The 19,920-nt window shown below is 73.2% G+C and carries 20 protein-coding genes; 9 read left to right on the top strand and 11 right to left on the bottom strand.

Annotated features, from left to right (window positions below):
* Nucleotides 1-18: 18 nt before the first annotated feature.
* On the top strand, nucleotides 19-2,859 hold the full coding sequence (locus J0911_RS16045) for an AfsR/SARP family transcriptional regulator (RefSeq protein WP_207276468.1): 2,841 nt from the start codon (nucleotides 19-21) through the stop codon (nucleotides 2,857-2,859).
* Nucleotides 2,860-2,904: 45 nt separating this feature from the next.
* Here J0911_RS16045 and J0911_RS16040 read toward each other — a convergent pair whose 3' ends face one another.
* On the bottom strand, nucleotides 2,905-3,762 hold the full coding sequence (locus J0911_RS16040; protein ID WP_207276467.1) for a peptidase inhibitor family I36 protein: 858 nt from the start codon (nucleotides 3,760-3,762) through the stop codon (nucleotides 2,905-2,907).
* Nucleotides 3,763-4,007: 245 nt separating this feature from the next.
* Between J0911_RS16040 and J0911_RS16035 the strand changes: the two genes are divergently transcribed.
* Nucleotides 4,008-4,664, top strand: a complete 657-nt coding sequence (locus tag J0911_RS16035; RefSeq protein ID WP_207276466.1) for a biliverdin-producing heme oxygenase — start codon at nucleotides 4,008-4,010, stop codon at nucleotides 4,662-4,664.
* Nucleotides 4,665-4,683: 19 nt separating this feature from the next.
* Here J0911_RS16035 and J0911_RS16030 read toward each other — a convergent pair whose 3' ends face one another.
* From J0911_RS16030 to J0911_RS16020, 3 genes are all read right to left on the bottom strand, one after another.
* Nucleotides 4,684-5,697 carry a hemolysin family protein gene (locus J0911_RS16030; RefSeq protein ID WP_207276465.1) on the bottom strand — a complete coding sequence of 338 codons (1,014 nt, stop codon included), beginning with the start codon at nucleotides 5,695-5,697 and terminating at the stop codon, nucleotides 4,684-4,686.
* Nucleotides 5,694-7,103 (bottom strand): hemolysin family protein, encoded by a 1,410-nt coding sequence (locus J0911_RS16025; RefSeq protein WP_207276464.1) that lies wholly within the window; start codon nucleotides 7,101-7,103, stop codon nucleotides 5,694-5,696. Before J0911_RS16025 ends, J0911_RS16030 begins: the two co-directional genes overlap by 4 nt.
* Nucleotides 7,104-7,318: 215 nt before the next feature.
* Nucleotides 7,319-8,206, bottom strand: a complete 888-nt coding sequence (locus J0911_RS16020; RefSeq protein WP_207276463.1) for a TetR/AcrR family transcriptional regulator — start codon at nucleotides 8,204-8,206, stop codon at nucleotides 7,319-7,321.
* Nucleotides 8,207-8,328: 122 nt separating this feature from the next.
* On the opposite strand from J0911_RS16020, the gene J0911_RS16015 reads away from it, so the two are divergent.
* Nucleotides 8,329-9,297 carry an ATP-binding cassette domain-containing protein gene (locus J0911_RS16015; protein ID WP_207276462.1) on the top strand — a complete coding sequence of 323 codons (969 nt, stop codon included), beginning with the start codon at nucleotides 8,329-8,331 and terminating at the stop codon, nucleotides 9,295-9,297.
* The gene (locus J0911_RS16010; protein ID WP_207276461.1) at nucleotides 9,294-10,061 is read left to right on the top strand and encodes an ABC transporter permease; all 768 of its coding nucleotides are present in this window, start codon (nucleotides 9,294-9,296) and stop codon (nucleotides 10,059-10,061) included. The genes J0911_RS16015 and J0911_RS16010 overlap by 4 nt, the downstream gene beginning before the upstream one ends.
* 54 nt (nucleotides 10,062-10,115) lie before the next feature.
* On the opposite strand, the gene J0911_RS16005 is transcribed toward J0911_RS16010, so the two are convergent.
* The 3 genes from J0911_RS16005 to erm all read right to left on the bottom strand — a co-directional run bounded on the left by J0911_RS16005 (nucleotide 10,116) and on the right by erm (nucleotide 12,369).
* A complete protein-coding gene (locus J0911_RS16005; protein WP_207276460.1) occupies nucleotides 10,116-10,892 on the bottom strand; it encodes an alpha/beta fold hydrolase in 777 nt (258 codons plus the stop codon).
* Entirely contained in the window at nucleotides 10,889-11,425 is a 537-nt protein-coding gene (locus J0911_RS16000) for a PadR family transcriptional regulator (protein WP_242636765.1), read from the bottom strand. Before J0911_RS16000 ends, J0911_RS16005 begins: the two co-directional genes overlap by 4 nt.
* 131 nt (nucleotides 11,426-11,556) lie before the next feature.
* Nucleotides 11,557-12,369, bottom strand: coding sequence for a 23S ribosomal RNA methyltransferase Erm (gene erm, locus J0911_RS15995; protein WP_207276459.1), 813 nt, complete (start codon nucleotides 12,367-12,369; stop codon nucleotides 11,557-11,559).
* Between the two features lie 330 nt (nucleotides 12,370-12,699).
* On the opposite strand from erm, the gene J0911_RS15990 reads away from it, so the two are divergent.
* A complete protein-coding gene (locus J0911_RS15990) occupies nucleotides 12,700-13,863 on the top strand; it encodes a M24 family metallopeptidase (protein WP_207276458.1) in 1,164 nt (387 codons plus the stop codon).
* A gap of 96 nt (nucleotides 13,864-13,959) precedes the next feature.
* On the opposite strand, the gene J0911_RS15985 is transcribed toward J0911_RS15990, so the two are convergent.
* Both J0911_RS15985 and J0911_RS15980 read right to left on the bottom strand, forming a co-directional pair.
* Nucleotides 13,960-14,421, bottom strand: coding sequence for a VOC family protein (locus J0911_RS15985; protein ID WP_207276457.1), 462 nt, complete (start codon nucleotides 14,419-14,421; stop codon nucleotides 13,960-13,962).
* Nucleotides 14,418-15,122: a DinB family protein gene (locus tag J0911_RS15980; protein ID WP_307865121.1), complete on the bottom strand. Its 705-nt coding sequence runs from the start codon at nucleotides 15,120-15,122 to the stop codon at nucleotides 14,418-14,420. The genes J0911_RS15985 and J0911_RS15980 overlap by 4 nt, the downstream gene beginning before the upstream one ends.
* 61 nt (nucleotides 15,123-15,183) lie before the next feature.
* Here J0911_RS15980 and J0911_RS15975 point away from each other — a divergent pair, with 61 nt between their 5' ends.
* Nucleotides 15,184-16,221 (top strand): helix-turn-helix transcriptional regulator, encoded by a 1,038-nt coding sequence (locus J0911_RS15975; protein ID WP_307865120.1) that lies wholly within the window; start codon nucleotides 15,184-15,186, stop codon nucleotides 16,219-16,221.
* A 154-nt stretch (nucleotides 16,222-16,375) separates the two neighbouring features.
* Here the strand turns inward: J0911_RS15975 and J0911_RS15970 are convergent, their stop codons facing one another.
* On the bottom strand, nucleotides 16,376-17,191 hold the full coding sequence (locus tag J0911_RS15970) for an SDR family NAD(P)-dependent oxidoreductase (RefSeq protein WP_207276456.1): 816 nt from the start codon (nucleotides 17,189-17,191) through the stop codon (nucleotides 16,376-16,378).
* 55 nt (nucleotides 17,192-17,246) lie between these two features.
* Here J0911_RS15970 and J0911_RS15965 point away from each other — a divergent pair, with 55 nt between their 5' ends.
* The 3 genes from J0911_RS15965 (at nucleotide 17,247) to J0911_RS15955 (ending at nucleotide 19,623) form a co-directional block, all read left to right on the top strand.
* Nucleotides 17,247-17,810 carry a MarR family winged helix-turn-helix transcriptional regulator gene (locus J0911_RS15965; RefSeq protein ID WP_207276455.1) on the top strand — a complete coding sequence of 188 codons (564 nt, stop codon included), beginning with the start codon at nucleotides 17,247-17,249 and terminating at the stop codon, nucleotides 17,808-17,810.
* Nucleotides 17,811-18,124: 314 nt separating this feature from the next.
* Nucleotides 18,125-19,105, top strand: coding sequence for a hypothetical protein (locus tag J0911_RS15960; protein ID WP_207276454.1), 981 nt, complete (start codon nucleotides 18,125-18,127; stop codon nucleotides 19,103-19,105).
* Nucleotides 19,102-19,623, top strand: coding sequence for a GntR family transcriptional regulator (locus tag J0911_RS15955; protein ID WP_307865119.1), 522 nt, complete (start codon nucleotides 19,102-19,104; stop codon nucleotides 19,621-19,623). Before J0911_RS15960 ends, J0911_RS15955 begins: the two co-directional genes overlap by 4 nt.
* Before the next feature lie 22 nt (nucleotides 19,624-19,645).
* Here J0911_RS15955 and J0911_RS15950 read toward each other — a convergent pair whose 3' ends face one another.
* Nucleotides 19,646-19,918: a hypothetical protein gene (locus J0911_RS15950; RefSeq protein ID WP_207276453.1), complete on the bottom strand. Its 273-nt coding sequence runs from the start codon at nucleotides 19,916-19,918 to the stop codon at nucleotides 19,646-19,648.
* Nucleotides 19,919-19,920: the final 2 nt, after the last annotated feature.

The following is a 19,920-nucleotide window of genomic DNA, read 5'->3' as shown; positions in this document are numbered from 1 at the left end:
GGGCTAGGGGGCGCGTCGATGCTCACGATACGGGTCAGGATCCTCGGATCCCCGGAGATCAGCGACGGTCAGGCCTGGCATCCGGTGACGGGCAAGGCCCGGTCGGTGCTGGGCAGCCTCGTGGCGCACGCGCCGCACCCGGCGACCGTGGGCGAGATCATCGACGACGTCTGGTCGCACGAGGCACCGGACTCCGCGACCACCCAGGTCTACGGCTACGTCAGCAAGCTGCGCCGCCTGCTCGGCGGTTCCGGTGCGGACGTCATCCGGCGACGTGGCCCCGGCTACCTGTTGTCGGCGCAGGACGCCGGTGTGGACGCCCTGCGGTTCGAGGCCGGGGTCCGGTCGGGCCTGGAGACGTTCCGTGCCGGCGGGCTGACGGAGGCGCGCGAGGTGCTGAGCGGCGCCCTGGCCCTGTGGCGAGGTGACCCGTTCGACGGGTCGTCGCCGGGGCCCGCCGCCCAGACGTTGGCCGTCCGTCTCGAGAACCTGCGGATGACCGCCGTCGAGCACCTGTTGCAGGCACGGATCGAGCGCGGCGAGCACGAAGCGGTCGTCGACGAGTTGCAGGACCAGGCTCGCCGGCACCCCTTCCGTGAGCAGTTGCGCCGTCAGCTCCTGGTCGCGCTGTACCGCAGCGGCCGTGAGGCCGAGGCGCTGCTGGAGTACGACCGGCTGCGCCAGACGCTGGCCGACGAGCTGGGTACGGACCCGAGCCAGGAGACACGTGCCGTCTACGAACAGATCCTGCACCGGACCCTGCCCCGGGTGCGGAGGGTCGCCGAGGAGCCGCAGCGGGTCCCCGTGCGCCCGGTGCGCCAGCTGCCCCCGGGCGTCCCGGACTTCGCGGGGCGGGCCGGCGAGCTCGCGGTCCTCGAGTCCTACGTCCGGGAGCACGACTGCGCCGACGCCCCGGCCGTCGTGGTCGTGAGCGGGGCGCCGGGGACCGGGAAGTCGACACTGGTGCTGCGCCTCGCCCGGCTGGTCGGCGACCGCTACCCGGACGCCCAGCTCCATCTCGATCTGGGGGGCACGTCGCCGTCCCCGAGGGAGCCCGGAGAGCTGCTCGCCACCCTGCTGCACGGGCTGGGCAGGTTCGGGCATCCCCTGCCCGAGTCCGCCGAGGCCCGTGCCGCGCTGTTCCGCTCGATGGTCGCCGATCGGCGGACTCTGCTGGTGCTGGACGACGCCGCCCATGCCGGCCAGGTGCGTGCCCTCCTGCCGCCGAACGGGGACTCGGCCGTCGTCGTCACGAGCCGGAACGGTCTCACCGACCTGCCGGGCGCCCGCCATCTCCAGCTCGGTGCGCTGCGGCCGGACGACGCCGAGGCGCTCCTGGCGAGGATCGTCGGTCCGGAACGTGTGGCGCGGGAGCCCGCCGAGGCCCGTGGGATCGTGCGGCTGTGCGGCTACCTGCCGTTGTCCGTCCGCATCGCCGGAGGGAAGCTCCTGGGGCGGCCGTCCTGGCCGCTGCGGGAGATGCTGGACCGGCTCACCGACGAGTCGCGTCGCCTGGCCGAACTGAGCCTCGGCGACCTCGACGTGCGGGCCAGCGTGGACCTCTCGACCCGGTCGCTGCCGGGCGAGGCGGCCCTGGCCTTCGACCTGCTCGGTCTGCTGGGGCCGGACGACCAGCCGGGATGGGTGCTCGGCGCCCTGACGGACCGGGACGATCACGAACCCGTCATGGACCATCTTCTCGACGCCGGACTGGTCCAGCTGGTGCGCCACGACGCCGTGGGCCAGGCCCGCTACCGCATGCACGACCTGATCCGCGTGCACGCCCGTGAACGCGCGCTGCGGCGCGGTGCGGCGGTCTGCCGCGCGGCCGCCGAGCGGGTGGTGCGTGCCTGGGGCCTCCTGGCGGACCGCACCCGGAGCGGACGGCCGCCGAGCCTGTTCGACCCGCTCGGCGGTCCGCCCGCCGATCCGGCCGACGGCGCCCTCGGTGCCGTCGTGCGATCGGCGGAGCCCGTGGTCCGCGACGCCCCCGCGTGGCTCGCCGCCGAGCGGCATGCACTGCTCGGTGCCGTGCGGCTGGCTCGCACGTGGGAGCTCGTGGTCTGCGGGCCGCGGCTCGTCGACTCCCTCGCGCCCTTGTACGACCAGAAGGCGCTCCACGACGACTGGCGGACCGGGGCGGAGTTGATGCTGGCCCTGCCCGGCCCGGATCCGCTGGCCCGGGCCGCGCTCCTACGCGGTCTGGGCCAGGTCCTGATCTACGCCAACGAGTTCGAGGAGGCCACCGCGCGACTGCGTGCCTCCCGCTCGGTGTACGAGTCGCGGGGGCACCGCCTCGGCGCGGCGATGGCGCTGGCCGGGCTGGCCACCGTGCACCGCTTCCGCGGTCGGTACGCGGAGGCGGAGGAGTGCCTGTTGCGCGCGCTGGGCCCGGTGGTGGAGGCGGGCGACGCGCCGCGCGAGGCGTTGCTGCGCGGTTCCGTCGGACGGGTGCTGGTCGCCCGCGGCCGCCCCGCCCAGGCGCGCCCGTGGTACGACGACGCGCTTCGGCTGGCCCGGGGCAGCGGTGACCGGCACCGCGAGGCGGTCACGCTGCGGGACCTCGGGCTGCTGGAGCACGCACGTGGGCGGCTGCGCCCGGCGACGGAGCACCTCGAACGGGCGCTCGGCCTGTTCCGCGGCCTGCGCGACGAGCACTGCACGGCCATGGCGTTGCTGCGGTCGGGCCCGGTCCTGCGCGAGTCCGGCGACATCGGCCGGGCCCGCGCCGCCCTCACGGAAGCCGCGGCGATCTTCCACGCGATCGGCCGCTGGGACGGGGAGACCCGATGCCGCGACCTCCTCGCGACCCTGCCGGCCGGCCGGTCGCCGTCGCCGCACCCGCACATGGTCACGTGAGGGCTGCCCGGCGGGCGGCTGCCCGCCGGGCAGCCCTCGTCGACCTCAGTGGTTGACCTTGAACCAGGGCTGTGCCCAGCCGAGGTAGCGCTGGCCCCACTCGCTCTCGACCTCGGCGATGGTCGCCTTGGAGATGCGGTTGTATCCGTCGATGTCGTTCGAGACGAACTCGCCGCCGCCGATGGAGATCATCACGTGCCCGGCGCCGCTGCTGCCCCCGCTGAAGAAGGCCAGGCCGCCGGCCGGGACGGACCGGTCGCCGCCGTGCTTGTGGGTGGAGGGGATCTGGGTCCAGTGGATGTAGGCCGTGTGCGAGCCGCTGTTGGACCATCCGTAGGCGTTCGCCACGAACCGGTCGCACAGTCCGCCCCAGCCGGTCGCGCCGATCTTGCCCTTCGCCCAGGAGACCGCGCCGGCACACGTGCGCGGGTTGCCGAAGCTGTTCTTGCAGCCGGCCGACGAGCGGAACGGCTTGACGTCGTGCGAGGCGTTCTCGTTCTTCAGCGCGGCGGACAGGTTCCGCTTCGCGCCGGCGGCCACGGCGTCGTACCTGCCCCCGTAGTAGGAGTTGTAGTGGACCCGCACGGTCTTGCCGGTGCGGTTCCAGACCGAGGCCACGTTGTTCTTGATGCACTGGTTGTAGCCGTTGCGGCCGGCCGTGCGGAACACGTAGCAGCTGGCGGGATCCGTGCCGTAGTTGCCGAGGTCCGTGGCGGCGTGGTCCGAGATGGACCCGGCGTTGTTGCTGTTGTAGTAGAAGCAGATCTCACCGCTCTCGCAGACGCCGTTGCGGGCGGTCGCGGCCTGGGCTGCCGGTGCGCTGATGGTGGTGACCAGCAGGCTGCCGAGCAGCGCCAGGACCATCACGAAGGCCTTGCCGGCACGGCTTCTCGTCAGTTCCATGGCTGACTCCTCGTTCGTGGGGACTGTCACGAGCGAGGATGCCCGGGGCGGCTACGCGGGACCTACATCCCGGCTACATGCTCCGCGGCACGAGCGCGGAGTTTCACGGGCGCTCGCCGACCCGTTCCGGGATAAGGGTAGGTTTACCTAACCATGGTTGCTAGGATGCGGCAACGTGATGACATGTTGTCATCATGCTGGCCCCGTGCCGCCGCCCGGCGGCGCCCCGCACCATCGGAGACCTCATGAGTGCCCTTCCCGCCGACCCCGCGCCCGCTCTGTCCGCCCTGCTTCGTGAAGGCACCCGGGCCGACCACACGGCCGCCGAGACCGAGCCGTTCGTCGAGCACCTGATGTCGGGCGCCCTGGACCGGTCCGCCTACGCGGACCTCGCGGCCCAGCAACTCGTGGTCTACCAGGCGCTCGAGGAGGTCGGCGCGGCGATGCGCGACGACGCGCGCGGGGGACCGCTCGTGTTCGACGAGCTGACCCGCGTCCCGGCGATCGAACGGGACCTGGCGTTCCTGTACGGCGAGGACTGGCGCGACCGGATACGGATCCTGCCCGCCGCACGCGAGTACGCCGCACGGATCCGTGAGACCGCACCGAGCGTGCCGCACTACGCGGCGCACGCGTACACGAGATACCTCGGGGATCTGTCGGGCGGCCAGATCGTCCGGCGCATGATGGAGCGCCACTACGGTCTCGACGGTGCCGGACTGGCCTTCTACGCGTTCCCCGAGATCCCCCGGGCCAAGGTCTTCAAGGACGCCTACCGGGAGCGCCTCGACGCGCTCCTGCTCGACGAGGCGGAGGCCGCCGCGGCGCTGGCCGAGGCGCGGCGCGCCTTCCGTCTGAACCGCGCGGTGTTCGCGGCACTCGGGCAGGCGCACCGGCCGTAGGCGTACTTGCGCGAACGCCTCAGGTGGCGGCGACGGTGCGCGGGAAGATCCGGGCGAGCACGTCCGCCAGGGTGACCACGCCGTGGCCGTCCCCGGTCGACACGACGGCGAGGTGGTTGCGCGTCTCACGCATCGATGCGAGGGCGGTGTGCAGCGGCGTGGCCGGGTCCAGCGTGTAGGCGGGCCGTGCCACGTCGGTGACCGTCCGGTCGTCCGGTTCGAGCAGCACGTCGCGCACGTGCACGACGCGCGTCGGGTTGCCGTCGCCGTCCTGGATCAGGATGCGCAGGTGGCCGGACCGGTCGGCGGCGGCACGCACGTCGCCGGCCGTGGCGGTGTCGGGGACCGCGACGAGCGGGGCGTGGCCGGCGACGAGGTCTGCCACCGTCAGGCGACGCAGGTCCAGGGCGCCGGCGAGCTGGTCGGAGTAGACGGCATCCAGCGCGCCCACGTTGGCCGAGTGCTCCACCAGGTGTCGCAGGTCTTCCGGGCTGCGGCCCGAGGCCACCTGACCGGTGGGCTCCACGCCGACCTTGCGCAGGCACCAGTTCGCGGCCTCGTTCAGCGCCGTCAGCGCGGGACGTGTCAGCCACATGAACGCGCGCATCGGTAGTGCCAGGAGGGTCGCCGACGTCTCGGGGTGGGCGATCGCCCACGACTTCGGCGCCATCTCGCCGACCACCAGGTGCAGGAACGTGACCAGGATCAGTGCCAGGACGAACCCGGCGACGTCGGCGACCCAGCGGGGCGAACCCCACGTCTCCAGGAGCGGTGTGATCCAGTGGTGCACGGCCGGCTTGGTGATGGCGCCCAGGGCCAGGGTGGCGATGGTGATGCCGAGCTGGGACCCGGCCAGCAGTACCGTGAGTTCGTTCGAGGAGCGCAGCGCCGCGCGCGCCGACCGGCTGGACACCGCGACGTCCTCGAGACGATGCCGCTTCGCCGCCAGGACGGCGAACTCGATCGCGACGAAGAACGCGCTGGCGGTGATGATCAGGACGGTGGCAACGGCCACCATCACGGGGTCGCTCATCGGGCCGCCTCCTCGGGTGCCGGGTGTTCCTCGTGGATGTGGCCCCGGCGCGCACGGCGTGGACGTTCCTCCACGGAGACCCGGACCTGGGCGGGCACGTGCCGCGAGACCTCCAGGACCCGCACGTGCAGCACCCGGTCCGGTGGTGGTTCCAGGGTGGCCAGGTCGGCAGGGTCGTCGGGCAGATCGATGTCCACCGATTCCCCGGCGTCCAGCAACGACCCGTGGGTGGCGACCGCCAGACCGGCGATGGTCTCGTGCTCCGTGGCGGGCAGGTCGTACCCGATGGCGCGCTCCACCTCGTCCAGATGCACGTCGCCGGCCATCACCCACACGCCGTCGGAATCGGTCACCAACGGCTGGTCCACCGGTTCGTCGTGCTCGTCGGTGATCTCGCCGACGAGCTCCTCGGCCAGGTCCTCCAGTGTCAGGACGCCGGCGAAACCGCCGTACTCGTCGATCACGCACGCCATCTCGTTGCGGCTCGTGGACAGCTCCCGCAGGGCGTCGGGCAGCGCCATCGCGGTCGGGAGCACCAGCGGCGGGCGTGCGACGCCCGTCACGAGGGCGTCGTTCGGTGCGTCACCCGAGAGCAGGTCGGTCAGGTGGACGACGCCGACCGCCTCGTCCCGCGTCACGACGGGGAAGCGGGAGTGGCTGCGCGCCATCAGCGCCTTGACCTCGCCGACCGTCAGATCCGGTGGCACGGTGTCCACCCGGGAGCGGGGGACCATGGCGTGTCCCACGTCCTGGCGCGGGAAGTCCAGGATGCGGTCCAGCAGGTTCGACAGGTCGGGCGGCAGGTCGCCGCTCTCGCGCGAGTCGGCCACGATGTGCTCCAGGTCTCGTGCGGTCGCCGAGTGCTCGACGTCGTGCACCGGTTCGATACGCAGGAGCCGCAGCAGGCCGTTGGACGCGGCGTCGAAGACCCGCACCAGCCAGCCGAACGCGGCCAGGTACACGGTGGTGGACCGCGCCAGCCACAACGACACGCCCTCGGGGCGGGCGATGGCGAGGTTCTTCGGGAACAACTCGCCGAACACCATCTGCACCACCGTCGACAGCGCGAGTGCCGCGACCGTACCGATCCCGATCCCCGTCGCGGTGGGTACCCCGAGGTCGTCCAGACCATCACCCAGCGCGGCGCCGACCAGGGGTTCGGCGACGTATCCGACCAGGAGACCGGTCACGGTGATGCCGAGCTGGGCGCCCGAGAGCATGAAGGAGGTGCGGTGCGTGACGGACAGGGCGCGACGGGCGGCGGCGTCACCGGCCTCGGCGCGGGCCGCCAGGCGGGAACGGTCCACCGCCATGTAGGCGAACTCCTGGGCCACGAAGTAGCCGGTGAGCGCGGTGATCGCGAGGATGACGACAACTCCGAGAAGGAGGGAGAGCACCCAGGTCATCGGGCGCACCTCCCGAAGAGTCGCGCGCGTGCCTGGGTCCTCGTACTTCGACTGTCGTCCATGGTCCTTCCGGGAGGTCGCCGAACCCGAGCGACCTCGGGGATCGGATGGCCAAAGGCGGCACCCGCCACGGGTACCGCCGGTACCAACGTACCGGCAACCTCACCGGTTCCGCGTCGGCGACCGGGCTCGCGGTCGCCCTCGGCGACGCGGACCTACCCCTCGCCGGCGGGCAGGGCGCCGCGGCGCCGGAGGTAGGCCTCGACGCCGTCGAGCACGATCGTGATCCCGAAGCCGATGTCGTCCTCGGGCGGCGCGTCCGTCGTCGTCCCGTCCCATGCCGCGAACGCCTCGAACAGATGCGGGTAGGTGGCCGGCGAGGCATACCGGCCGAGCATGGCCTCGAAGCCGGCGTAGGGGTGGGCCGCGTCGATCGCGGCGGGGTCGAGCTCGGCCTCGGGCGTCCCGTCGGGCAGCCCGGCCTCGCGACGCACCCGCTCGACCGCCGCGCGGCGGGACTCGACCTGCACGCGGGTCTCGCCCAGGACGTGCTGGGCGAGCAGACCGACGAGGGCCAGCTTCTCGTCGGCCGGCAGGTCGACCTCGCGCAGGATCCCGAAAGCCTGGTCGAGCCAGCGTACGCGGTGGGGCCCCGGCACCGCGGCGGACAGCGGCAGGTCCAGGAACCACGGGCGGGCCAGCCCCATGTCGATCTGGGCTCGCGTCCAGGCCTCCAGGCCCGCGCGCCAGCCGGTGTCGGCGGGAAGGTCGGGCAGGTCGGCGGCCACGGCGTCCGCCATCAGGACCAGTAGCTCCTCCTTGCCGGCCACGTACCGGTACAGGGCCATCGGCGTGTACCCGACCGCCTCCGCGATGCGGGCCATCGAGACGGCGGCGAGGCCCTCGGCGTCGGCCAGCTCCATCGCGGCCCGCACGATCCGTCCGACGGACAGCGCCGGCTTGGGGCCGCGGCGTCGCGGTGCGGTGGTGCCCCACAGCCGTTGCAGGGTGGCCGGCGGTTCACCGGCCACCGCGCCGTCCCACGGCTGCTCGGCCGGGTCCTGCGGCTGTCCGGTGGGCTCGGGCGTCGTGTCGGTGCTCATCGGTCCCATCCTGCCTTGCCGGCCCGGGCACCGTGGCCGAAAACTGTCTTGACCGCATACTGTTTACGGTACACACTGTTTCGTGTAGGGAGTACACAGTAAGTGTTCGAGAGAGGAAGACCATGGGCGCGATAGTCACCGCCGAAGGGCTGCGCAAGTCCTTCGCGAAACGAGGGGCCACCAGCCCGCCCGTGCTGGACGGGCTGGACCTGGAGCTCGAGGAGGGATCGGTCCTCGCGCTGCTCGGCCCCAACGGTGCGGGCAAGACGACCACCGTCCGCATCCTGGCCACGCTGCTGCGGCCCGACGCGGGACGCGCGACGGTGGCAGGGCTCGACGTCGTGCGCGACGCGCGCCGGGTCCGCGAGATCATCAGCCTCACGGGGCAGCAGGTCGCCGTCGACGCCAGGCAGACGGGTGCCGAGAACCTCACGATGATGGGCCACCTCGCGCACCTCCCGCGCCGGGTGGTGCCCGACCGCGTGGCCGAGCTGCTCACGGCGTTCGACCTCGGCGACGCCGCGAGCCGACGCGTCGACACGTACTCGGGCGGCATGCGTCGTCGCCTCGACCTGGCGGCGGGCCTCCTGACCCGGCCTCGGATCATGTTCCTCGACGAGCCCACCACCGGCCTCGACCCCCGCTCCCGGCAAGCGCTGTGGGATGTCGTCCGCGACGTGGTCGAGCAAGGTACCAGCGTCTTCCTCACCACCCAGTACCTGGAGGAGGCCGACCGGCTGGCCCGGCGGGTCGCGCTCGTGGACGGCGGCCGTGTGGTCGCCGAGGGCACACCCGCGCAGCTCAAGAGCCAGGTGGGAGAGGCAGGCGTGGAGCTCACGCTCCCCTCCCCGTCCGACGCCGCCCGGCTCGCTCCGGCGCTGGACGCCGCGACGGTCGACGGCGCCCGGGTGCGTGTGCCGACCGACGGGTCGGTCGCGCACGTCCGGTCCGTGCTCTCCACGGTCGAGGCCGTGGGGGTCACGCCCGAGCACTGGGAGATGCGCACGCCCACCCTCGACGACGTCTTCCTGACCCTGACCGGGCACGTCGGTCAGACCCGTACGGCCCGGACGGCGGAGGTGGCGGCATGACCTCCCTGTTCAGGGACGTCTCGACCATGACGGTGCGCGGCCTGCGCCTCGTCTCGCGAGACGTGGACGCCGTGATCACCGCCGTGCTGCTGCCCGTGGTCATCCTGCTGATGTTCGTGCTCGTGTTCGGCGGCGCCCTCGACGTGGGGACCGACTACATCAACTACGTGACACCGGGCGTGATCCTCCTGGCGGCCGGGTTCGGCGCGGCGAACACCGCGCTGGCCGTGGAGCACGACATGTCGAGCGGCATGGTCGAGCGACTTCGCTCGATGCCCGTCACCGCATGGACCGTGCTGTCGGGACATGTGGCGGCGAGCCTGGTGAAGAACCTGGTCACGACCGCCATCGTGTTCGGGGTGTCGATCCTCATGGGATTCCGGCCCGACGCGACGGCCCTGGAATGGCTCGCCGTGGTCGGCATGATCCTGCTCTTCGTCGGCTGGATCACCTGGCTCGCGGCCCTCGTGGGCGTCCTGGTCCGGTCGCCCGACGCCGCCGGGGGATTCTCGTTCGTCGTGATGTTCCTGCCCTACGTGTCGAGCGCGTTCGTGCCCGTCGACACCCTGCCGAGCTGGATGCGCGGGTTCGCCGAGCATCAGCCCGTCACGCCCGTGATCGAGACCGTGCGCGGGCTTCTGGCCGGCGACGTCGTGCCGGCTGCCGACCCGGGTGGTGCGGCGGCGCTCGCCGTCGTCTGGTGCCTGGTGCTCGGCGTGACCTTCGCGGTGGCGGCCGGTCTGGCCTTCCGGGCCCGGCGATGACGGCTCCGACCCGTTCGATCCGTCCGGCGTGATGTTCTGGGCCGGGCGCCGTCGTCAGACCGGCAGCAGGCGCGGGTCGACCCGGCCCGCCAGCCACGAGGCTGTGACGTCGTTGAAGAGGCCCGTGTCCTCGATGCTCCACATGTGGTGCATCCCGGGCGCGAGGCGGATCTCGGCCCGGGGGACGGCCCGCCGCAGCGCCTCGAGCGAGCGGCGGAAGTAGGCGGACTCGCGCTCGCCGGCAAGACCGAGCAGAGGGCCGGTGTAGCGCGAGATGTCCGCCGGGAGAGCGCCACGCGGGTAGATCTCGGAGGTGATCCGCTGCATGGTGTCGCGGCGGATCGTCAGGCCGTGTCGGACGAACACGTCGCGGGCGTCAGCCGGTAGGCCCATGGCCGCCGCCTGCGCCTTCCAGAACCAGGGTGCGTTCCACGCGCTCAGCTGCAGCCTGCCCGCGGTCCGCAGGGCGATCCCGGCGGGCACCAGCATCGGCCCGCTGACCAGGAGCGTGCGCACGAGGCCGGGATGCCGTGCCGCGACGTGGAGTCCGACGATCCCGCCGAACGACAGCCCGACCACGTCGACCGGGCCCCCGACGCCGAGCGCGGCGAGCTGCTCCGCGACGGCGTCGGCGGTGCCGTGGAGTCCGGGCCAGTCGTCGCGGGCACGCCGGCCGAAGCCCGGCAGGTCGGGCGTCACCACCTGCCGGTCGGTGAAGGCGTCGACCTGCTCCTGCCACGACCAGCCGGCGACGGTGCCGCCGTGCAGGAAGAGCAGCGGTGGGTGCGCGGACCCGGCCTGCTCGTGATGCAGTTCGGGATAGTCGGTCACGTGAGCTCCTCGGTGATCTCGTCGAGCCAGTCGAGCTCGGCGCGGGCGCGGGCCAGCCCGCAGTTGAGAGTGGTGATCCGGAGCCGGGCGCGCCGGTCGGCCGGCGGGGGAGTCGAGGCACGGATCGCCTCGAGCGCGTCGAGTTGTTCCCGCGCCGCCGCCCGGTGCCTGGCCAGAAGACCGGCGAGCTCGGCGTCGTCCAGGCTCCCCGCGAAGAACAGCCGCGCGAGGAACGCGTCCCGCTCGGGCTGCCGGTCGAGCTCGGAGGTGAGCCACTCCCGCAACGCCGCGCGGCCCCGCTCCGTGATGCGGTGCTCGTGGCGGTCGGGAGCCTTCGCGCCCGCGACGGTCTCCACGGTCGCGAGCCCGTCGTCGACGAGCCGTGCGAGCGTCCGGTAGATCTGCGCCCGGTCGGCCGACCAGAAGTGGTTGATCGTCGTGTCGAAATGGCGCTTGAGGTCGTACCCGGACATGGGGGCGAGGTCGAGCAGCCCGAGGATGATGCGCGCGAGGATCACGAGACTAGTAGACAAGTCGCATAGGAGATATGTCAACTAGCCGACGGTCGGAGAAGCCGGAACACTGCACCTTCCGTGGTGGGGGCGTCCTTGTGGTGTCGCGGAGGGTACGGCCGCACGATGTCGCGCGGCCGTATCCGGAGTCCTCAGCGGCCGATGGCGAACGCCTCCGCCCACGCACCGGCACTCAGGTCGCGGGGTAGCGTGCCGGGTCCGACGTGATGCTGCCGTGCCCACCGTCGGACCTCGCCCCGGGGCAGACCTTGCCGTGCGAGGACGTCCCGCACGCCGCGGCCGGGACCGTGGAAGACGGCCGCGGTGAATCGCTGGTAGCGGTCGGCGTCGGTCACGGGGAGGAGGGGCTGCGGACGGCGGTCGATCACCAGGATCCCCGCGTCCACGCTCGGCCGGGGCCGGAAGGCGGCCGCGGGCACGCGTCGGTCCAGCCGGAACGTGTACCAGGGCCACCACTGGGCGGTCAGCAGGGTGGTGCCGCCGACGGCGGCGCGTTTGCGCGCGACCTCCCACTGCGTCAGCAGCACGGCACGCCGCCAGCCGCCGAGGGTGACGACGCGCCGCAGGACGGGGGTCGTCAGGTGGAACGGCACGTTGCACACGAGGTCGTGGCTGGCCGACGGCGGGGTGTGGCGCAGGATGTCGCCCCGCGTCACGGTGACGTTTCCCGGCGCGATACGGACCAGGTGGTCGACCGAGCGCGGGTCGATCTCGACGGCCTCGACCGGGCGGCCCAGGCGTGCCATCGGCAGGGTCAACGCCCCGCGCCCGGCGGCCCACTCGACCAGGGGCCGGTCGGCGTCACGGACGAGGCCGACGACGCGGTCGATGACGCGGGAGTCGACGAGAAGGTTCTGGCCCAGTTCGTGGGCGCCGCCGGGATGACGTGGGTCCCGTGCGGCGGTCGGGCGTGCGGGGTGACGAGAGGGATGGTTGCGCGGCATGGCGTGCTCCGGAAGAGTCGTTCGGACCTGGAATCCGGGCAGCACAGAGCGCGCCGCCCGGCGGAAGCCGGCGGCGCGGAGCACGCACTGGGTGGTGGTCTGCGTTCCGCGCCGCTAGCGGGCGGAACGGAGCCTGATCATCGCGTTCATACTCATGGCGGTCCCGACCGTACGCACTGGAGCCCGGGAACGCCACGGCTTTTTCGCGACGGCGCGGCGACGTGATCCGTAGAGATGGCACGACGGCCGGCCGCGAGGGCGGACGGGCCAGTGGGCGGTCCGTCCCATAGCGTGGTGGGTGGGTGCGACGAAGGGGAGGTGTCACCCCACATGTCCGACGACGTGTCCCTCACCGGACCGGCATTCCCACCGGAGGAGTTTCGGCAGCGCAGGCGGAATCTCCTGGCCGCCATGGCCGAGCGTGAGCTCCCCGTGCTCGTGGTCACCGCTCCGGAGGACATCTACTACCTGACCGGCTACAACAACCAGGGCCACTTCGCCTTCACCGCGCTCGTCGTGGCCGCAGACGGTGAGCCGGTGCTCGTCGCCCGCGCCATGGAGGCGCCCACGGCGGCAGCCCAGGTGCCGGACTGCGCGTTCGACGGTTACGGCGACGACGCCGACCCGGCGGCGGTCCTCTCCTCCACGATCAAGCAGGCCGGCGGCCCTCAGGAAGCGGTCGGGTACCAGGGGCACTCGATGACGTTCCCGATCGCCGTGTGGAACCGGGTTCGCGACAGCGTGCCCGCACAGGCTTGGATCGACTGCACGGACCTGCTGGTCGGCCTGCGCGCGGTGCACTCGGACCGGGAGCTGGCCTGCATCGAGGCGGCGGCACGGCTCTCCGACCTGGGCATGCAGGCGGCGCTCGACGCCGTCGGAGCCGGTGTCCCGGAGGCCGAGGTGGCAGCCGCCGGTCTGCACGCGATGATCCGCTCCGGCAGCGACTATCCGGGCTTCGTGCCGCTCGTGCGCACCATGGACCGGGTTGACCAGGAACACCTCGCCTGGTCCACGCGCCGGCTGCGCGACACCGACACCGTGTTCCTCGAGCTGTCCGCGGCCGTCGCCCGCTACCACGCACCGCTGACCCGCACCGTCGCCGTCGCAGGACCTCCCCGCAGCCCGGCGGCCGCCGAGATCGCCCTCGTCGGACACGCCGCCATCCGCGCGGCGATCCGGCCGGGACGCACTGCCGAGGACATCTACCGGGCATGGCGGGACACCGTCGACGCGGACCTCGGCGCGCCCAACGACCGCCACCACTGCGGCTACCTCATCGGCATCGGCTTCCCTCCCTCCTGGGTGGGAGGGAACGCCGTGCTCGGTCTCCGCCCTGGCAACACGACGGTCCTTCGGCCGGGCATGACCTTCTACATCCAGTCCTGGGTGATCAAGCAACAGGTCGGCGACCACGTGGTGTGCGACACCGTGCTCGTCACGGAGGACGGCTGCGAACTCCTGACGACGACGTCGCGCGGCGAGGCTCCTTGAACACAGGGCGGAAGCTTCCCTGCCGTGTGGGACGGCACCTGCGGCCGGCCGACGGCGGCCGGCTCCGGGCGCCCGGTCGCATCCGTCCCGCAGGACTCAGTCGAGACAGAACTCGTTGCCCTCCGGATCCTGCATCACGATGAACCCGATACTCATCGGTGCGTCCGGCTCGAAGCGCTTCAGGCGGGTCGCGCCCAGGTCGACCAGGCGGTCGCACTCCTTCTCCAGCGCGGCCATGCGTTCGTCGCCGCGGAGGTCCGACGCCGTGCGCACGTCGAGGTGGACGCGGTTCTTGGCGACCTTGTCCTCGGGGACCTGCTGGAAGTACAGGCGCGGCCCCTTCCCGTCGGGGTCCTCGAGGGCGGAGGCGCTGTTGCGCTGCTCCACGGGGACGCCGGTGCGTTCCAGGAAGTCGTCCCACGCGGCGAGCGGGTCCGCCCCGGGCTCCGGCTCGACGCCGGGCGGGAACGGGTGGACGTAGCCGAGCACGTCCCGCCAGAACGTCGACAGGGCTTTCGGGTCGTGGGCGTCGAAGGTGATCTGGACGGTGCGGCTCATCGCTGCACTCCTTCCGTGGTCGTGGTCGCGGGGGTGGTCGGGTCGGGGACGGCGGGGCCGGCGTCCGAGCCGAGGAGCGGGCCCGGGTGCGACGGCGAGTGGGTGTGCCGGTGGAGGTCGCGCAGCAGGCAGACCTCGGACAGGTGGTGGATCAGCTCACGGTTGATGTGCAGGACGAGTTCGGTCATGGGCGCGTCGGGGAACGGCTCGGCCGGGCCGACGGGGCGTGCCAGCCCATCGTCGTCGAGCCCCCGGACCCCGGCGAGCCAGACGGCGATCTGTTCGTCGAGCTGGTCGAGCGCACTGGCGGCGTCCCCGGCGTACTCCCAGGACTCGTACGACGCCGCGGGCGCGCCGAAGTGGGCGGCGTTCCGGACGGCGAGGCAGCCGACGATCACGTGCCCGAGCCGCCACGCGATGGTCGTCAGCGGCGCCGGCGTGGGCTCGGGGAACGCGAAGTCGATGGTGAAGTCCCCGGACCCGGCCTGGACCGGCGCGGTGGAGGTGCCGCGCGGACGGACGCTCCAGGTGTCGGGAACCGGCTCCCAGAGGTACTCGGCGTCGGTGAGCGGCTCGTGGTGGCCGGGCAGTCCACGGAACCGTGGGCGCAGATGGTGCCGCCAGTGCCAGTCCAGCTGGTCGCACAGCATCCGCGACATGGTGCGGCCGGGGCCCGGGGCGGTGGGGTCGTCGTCGTTCATGGAGCCAGGCTGACATCCCGTGCGGACAGGATCTGTCCGCAGCGTCTGCGAGACTGCCGACGTGGACGACGCACCCGAGGAGCCCTTCCCGGTCACGGACGACGCCGGACGCGAGACCGGGCACGACGACGGCCGGGGCACGACGGAACGCGTCCTGGCGCTGCTCGGACTGCTCCAGCAGCGGCGCGTCTGGACCGGTCCGGAACTCGCGGCGCGGATGCGGGTGACCACCAGGACGGTCCGCCGTGACGTCGACCGGCTGCGCGCCCTCGGGTATCCCGTGCACTCCAACCACGGCGCCGGCGGCGGGTACCAGCTCGGCGCCGGGCAGACGCTCCCGCCGCTGCTGCTCGACGACGAGGAGGTCATCGCCGTCGTCGCCGCGCTGCTGGCCGGCGCCGGCGACGCGGGTACCGGGGGAGAGGCGGCGCTGCGGACCCTCACCAAGCTCGACCAGGTGCTGCCGGCGCGGCTGCGCGGCGACGTGCGTGCGCTGGCGGCGTCGGTCGAGTCGTTCGGACGGGGGCGGCTGCCGGCGGACCCGGACGTGCTGATGGAGGTCGCCCGGTCCTGCCGCGACGGCGTCGAGCTCGGCTTCGACTACCGCACCCGGGAGGGCGCCGCGAGGCGGCGCCGGGTCGAGCCCTACCGCCTCGTCGCCTCCGAGCGGCGCTGGTACCTGCTCGCCTTCGACCGTGACCGGGACGACTGGCGTACCTTCCGGGTGGACCGCATGTCCCAGGTCCGCGCGCGCACCTGGCGGTTCACCCCGCGGCCCATACCGGCGGGGGCAGCCGCCTACGTCCAGGCATCCGTCGCCGACCGGGTGTATCCGCGGCACGCGCGATTCCTGGTGCGCGCGCCGGCGGACGTCGTCGGGGCGCAGGTGCCGCCCTCGGCCGCCGTCGTCGTCCCCCGGGACGAGACGACGTGCGAGATCCGCGCCGGCGGGCACGACCTGGACCTGCTGCTCCTGCACGTCACGCTGCTCGGGCACGAGTTCGAGGTCCTGGAACCCCCGGGCCTCGCCGAGCGCTGCGAGGTCATGGCGGCCCGCCTCCGTGCGGCCGCCGGCCGCGCCGCCGGGGACGACACCTGAAGGATCGTCCGCGCGCGACCATGCCGCCTCGCTCGTGGGAGCGCGGCCCCTGAGCGCCGTCGCGGTGGTCGACGCCCAGGCGGGCGCGGCCGGGGTGGGCGCGGCCGGGGTGGGCGCGGCCGGGGTGGGGCGGCAGGTTTTCCGGGCCGGCGTATCAGCGCGTCGTGTGGGCCCCGCCGTTCACGTGCAGGGTCTGGCCCGTGACGTGGCGGGCGCCCGGCGAGGCGAGGAACCAGGCCAGACCCGCGACGTCGGCGGGCACACCGGCCCGCTTGTCGTGGGTGGCCGCGATCAGGCGCTCGCGGCGCTCGTCGGAGAGCCGGCCGCGGAAGTAGTCGGTCTCGTCGACGAAGCCGGGCGCGATGCAGTTGGCGGTGATGCCGCGCGGCCCGACGCGCGCGGACAGCCCGGCCGTCCATGCCTGCACCGCGGCCTTCGCGACGCCGTAGGAGGACCCCGCGTACTCCGCGCCGATCGACCCGACCGTGATGATCGAGCCGCCGTCGGGCATCGCCGGCAGCGCCGCCTCGACCGTGAGCACGGTGCCGATGAGGTTGGCGTCGAGATTGGCGCGCCAGGCGTCGGCGGTGTCGGCGAGCCGTCGCGCGACGTGGGCGGGCTCCGTGTCGCCGGCAGCGGTCGTACCGGAGTCCGCGGTACTGCCGGTGGTGGTCCGGGTGGAGGCGCTGTCCGCGGTGCGGCCGGCGGAGCGGTCGAAGTCCGTGTTGCCGCCCGCCATGCCGACGACGACGTCGACCGGGCGGTCGAGGCCGGCGACGAGGCCGGCGACGTCGTCGGGCAGGGCCATGTCGCAGCGCACCGGCCGGGCCCCGGTGGCCTCGGCGGCGCGTGCCAGCCGGCCGGCGTCGCGGCCGGTGATGACGACGTCGTCTCCTGCTGCGACGAACCTGGCGGCGACGGCGCTGCCGATGCCACCCGAGCCGCCGGTGACGAGCACGAGTCGGGGCATGGGATGATCCCTCCTGTATGTTTAGGTCTAAACATAGACCTTACAGGAGGCCGCCATGACGGAATACCCGCTGGACGGCACGGGAGCCGTCCCCGCAGCCGAGATCGCCGCGGCGTGGGATCGCGAGCTGCCGGGCGTGCCGACGTCGTCGATCGGCGTCATCACGCCGCTGTGGCGGGTGGCGAAGGCCCTCGCCGACGAGCGTCGCCGCACCCTCCGGCGTCTCGGGATCGACCCCGCCACGCTCGATCTGCTCAGCACCCTGCGCCGCGCCGGCGAGCCGTGGACGTTGACCACTCGTGAGCTCGCCGAGCGCTGCCTCGTCACGGCGGGTGCGATCTCGCAGCGCGTGGCGCGGGCCGAGCGGGAGGGGCTGGTGACGCGGTCGCCGTCGACGGCGTCCCGGCGCGCGGTCTCCGTGATGCTGACCGACCGGGGGCACGAGGTGGTCCGGCGGGCGGTGCGGGGCCTGCTCGCCCACGAGGAGACGCTGGTGGCGAACCTCGCACCGGGGGAGCGGCGGGTGCTCGGCGAACTCCTGGAAAAGCTGGGTGAGGGCGTGCGCGGAGGCGGCGGTCGTGATGTCCCCCTGGAACCGCCGGCGCGCTCTCGTCCCTGACGCGGCGAGCCGGAACTCGCGCGGCGAGGCGATGCGGTCGGCCGGTTGTCGGCCGGGGTCGGTCCGATGTCGAGCGGTCGGTCCCTTGGGCGACCGACCGCATTGACATCGGACCGACCGCTCGACAACCAGCCGACCGCATCGGCTGGCGGGGTGCTCGACAATGGGCCGACTGCTCGGCGGCCGGCCGGCCCTGGGGCGGGCCGGCCGCATCCGGTGGTCGGGTGGGTCGGGGGGCGTCGATCCGGGGGTGTTGCGCGGTGGTGTCGGGTTCTGGTTCAATGCGTCAGCTCATTGATTCATTGGAGGTTCTCGTGGCTCTTGGTCTCGGCCTGTTCGTCGTTCTGGGGCTCGTCGTGCTGCCCGTGCTCGTCACGATGCTCGCCGTCGCGCTCGCGCAGCGGCTCGGAGGCGACGACACGGCGGGATGGGAGTCACCGGGCCCGACCGTCCGTGCGCGCCGGCACGAACTGCTCATCGCGTCGGCGTCGGCGATGGGGGCCGTGGTGTGTGCCGGGGTCGTGCTGAGCCTTCCGGTGGCGGGGACGGGCGCGCTCGCCGTGCTTCCCGAGGTTCCCGGGATCGCTCAGGCGCTCGGGCCGTTCGCCGCCGTCGTCGTGTTCTGCGCCGTGCGCGCGGCCGGTGAGCTCACGTGGCCGCGCCCCTCCGGGATCGTGCGGACCGCGCCCCTCGTGCGGCGCACCGTCCGGTCCCTCGGTGGGGCCCGGCTTCGCTGGCTCCTCGTGACGGTGCTGGCGCTGGCGTTCGCGCTCGTCGTGTTCGGGCTCGTCGCCGGGGAGGGCGGCCGCCAGTTCGACCATCCGCCGGTCATCTGGCCCGACGGCAGCGTGTCGGAGTCGTCCCGGGGACCGTTCCCCGGCTGGCCCTACGGCGTGCCGCTGCTCGCCGGACTCGTGGCCGCGGTACTCGCCACCGTCACGACGCTTCGGCTCATCGCGCGCCGGTCACCACTGGCGGGCGTCGCCGGCGAGCACGACGCGGCCGTCCGGGCCACCAGCGCAGCGCGTCTGCTGGGTGGCGTGCAGCTCCTCGTCGGCGGGACGCTCGGCATGACGCTGTGGACCGCCGGAAGCGCGCTCCGGCCCGGCGGTGAGCTGCCCGCCGGGGCGGCGGGGGCGTGGTTGCCGGGTGTCGGAGTCGTCCTCATGGTCGCCGGGGTCGTGATCGGTGTCGCCTCGGGGATCTGCGGGCTCCTCACCGCGATGCCGTCACGCCCGGCGAACGCGAGCGCGAGCGCTCCGGCCGTCCGCCTCGATCGGGGCGTCCGGGCGTGACGGCGCCGGACCCGGAGCGGCCGGCTCCCCAGCGGCCGGCCCCGAAACTGGCGGACCCGGCCGTGCCACGGCCCGCCGGGTCCGAACGGCACGGCCCGCGGGCCGCCGTTCCGGGACCGACCGAGCTCCGGGTCGACCTGTCCTCCCCGGTCCCGGTCTACGAGCAGATTCGCTCCCAGGTCGTGGGCCTGGTCGCCGTCGGGGCACTCGGCGCGGGGGACCGGCTGCCGGCCTCGCGGGACCTCGCGCGCGACCTCGGGATCGCGGTCGGCACGGTGCAGCGCGCCTACCGCGAGCTGGAGGCCGGACGGATCGTCGTGAGCCGGCGTCGCGTCGGAACCGTGATCGCTCCCGCCGGACGCCGGGGCGCCGTGCCCGAGGACGGTGCCACGTCGCCGTCCGGCGGAGACCTCCTGGCCCGCACCCGAGACCTGGTCCGCCGTGCGCGCGCGCAAGGTTTGGGGGACGAGGCCGTCCTCGACATGGTGCGGGGAGCGCTGCGCACGGAGCGCCCGTGAACGGACGTGACGGCCTCAGCCGTCACGCCGGGAAGGTGTCCTCGACGTCGGCCTCGCCGTCGCCGTCCGTGTCGACCGCGATCGACTCGACGCCGCCCGCCACGTCACGGACGACGTCGGGGTGGCCGTCGCCGCTGGTGTCGTACATCTCGAGGTCCGGCACACCGTCGCCGTCGTAGTCCTCGAACTGGGCGTCGACGGTGCCGTCGCCGGTGGTGTCGGCGGTCTCGACGTCCGGTACGCCGTCGCCGTCGAGGTCGAACGCACCAGGACGGTCGGAAAAGAACTCGGACACGG

Origin of the sequence: Myceligenerans salitolerans (genome assembly GCF_017349295.1) — a bacterium.
Classification (GTDB): domain Bacteria; phylum Actinomycetota; class Actinomycetes; order Actinomycetales; family Cellulomonadaceae; genus Myceligenerans; species Myceligenerans salitolerans.
The sequence above is the reverse complement of the archived record's forward strand: the minus strand, read 5'-3'. Positions and strand labels throughout refer to the sequence as shown.

Bases quoted from the DNA above. Each gene is read 5' to 3' on its own strand.
- J0911_RS16020 (WP_207276463.1), bottom strand. From the start codon at position 8,206: ATGAGCACCGACACGACGCCCGAGCCCACCGGACAGCCGCAGGACCCG.
- J0911_RS15990 (WP_207276458.1), top strand. From the start codon at position 12,700: ATGTCCGACGACGTGTCCCTCACCGGACCGGCATTCCCACCGGAGGAG.
- J0911_RS16040 (WP_207276467.1), bottom strand. From the start codon at position 3,762: ATGGAACTGACGAGAAGCCGTGCCGGCAAGGCCTTCGTGATGGTCCTG.
- J0911_RS16035 (WP_207276466.1), top strand. From the start codon at position 4,008: ATGAGTGCCCTTCCCGCCGACCCCGCGCCCGCTCTGTCCGCCCTGCTT.
- J0911_RS15985 (WP_207276457.1), bottom strand. From the start codon at position 14,421: ATGAGCCGCACCGTCCAGATCACCTTCGACGCCCACGACCCGAAAGCC.
- J0911_RS16015 (WP_207276462.1), top strand. From the start codon at position 8,329: ATGGGCGCGATAGTCACCGCCGAAGGGCTGCGCAAGTCCTTCGCGAAA.
- J0911_RS16025 (WP_207276464.1), bottom strand. From the start codon at position 7,103: ATGACCTGGGTGCTCTCCCTCCTTCTCGGAGTTGTCGTCATCCTCGCG.
- J0911_RS15980 (WP_307865121.1), bottom strand. From the start codon at position 15,122: ATGAACGACGACGACCCCACCGCCCCGGGCCCCGGCCGCACCATGTCG.
- erm (WP_207276459.1), bottom strand. From the start codon at position 12,369: ATGCCGCGCAACCATCCCTCTCGTCACCCCGCACGCCCGACCGCCGCA.
- J0911_RS15965 (WP_207276455.1), top strand. From the start codon at position 17,247: ATGACGGAATACCCGCTGGACGGCACGGGAGCCGTCCCCGCAGCCGAG.
- J0911_RS16030 (WP_207276465.1), bottom strand. From the start codon at position 5,697: ATGAGCGACCCCGTGATGGTGGCCGTTGCCACCGTCCTGATCATCACC.
- J0911_RS15970 (WP_207276456.1), bottom strand. From the start codon at position 17,191: ATGCCCCGACTCGTGCTCGTCACCGGCGGCTCGGGTGGCATCGGCAGC.
- J0911_RS16045 (WP_207276468.1), top strand. From the start codon at position 19: ATGCTCACGATACGGGTCAGGATCCTCGGATCCCCGGAGATCAGCGAC.
- J0911_RS16010 (WP_207276461.1), top strand. From the start codon at position 9,294: ATGACCTCCCTGTTCAGGGACGTCTCGACCATGACGGTGCGCGGCCTG.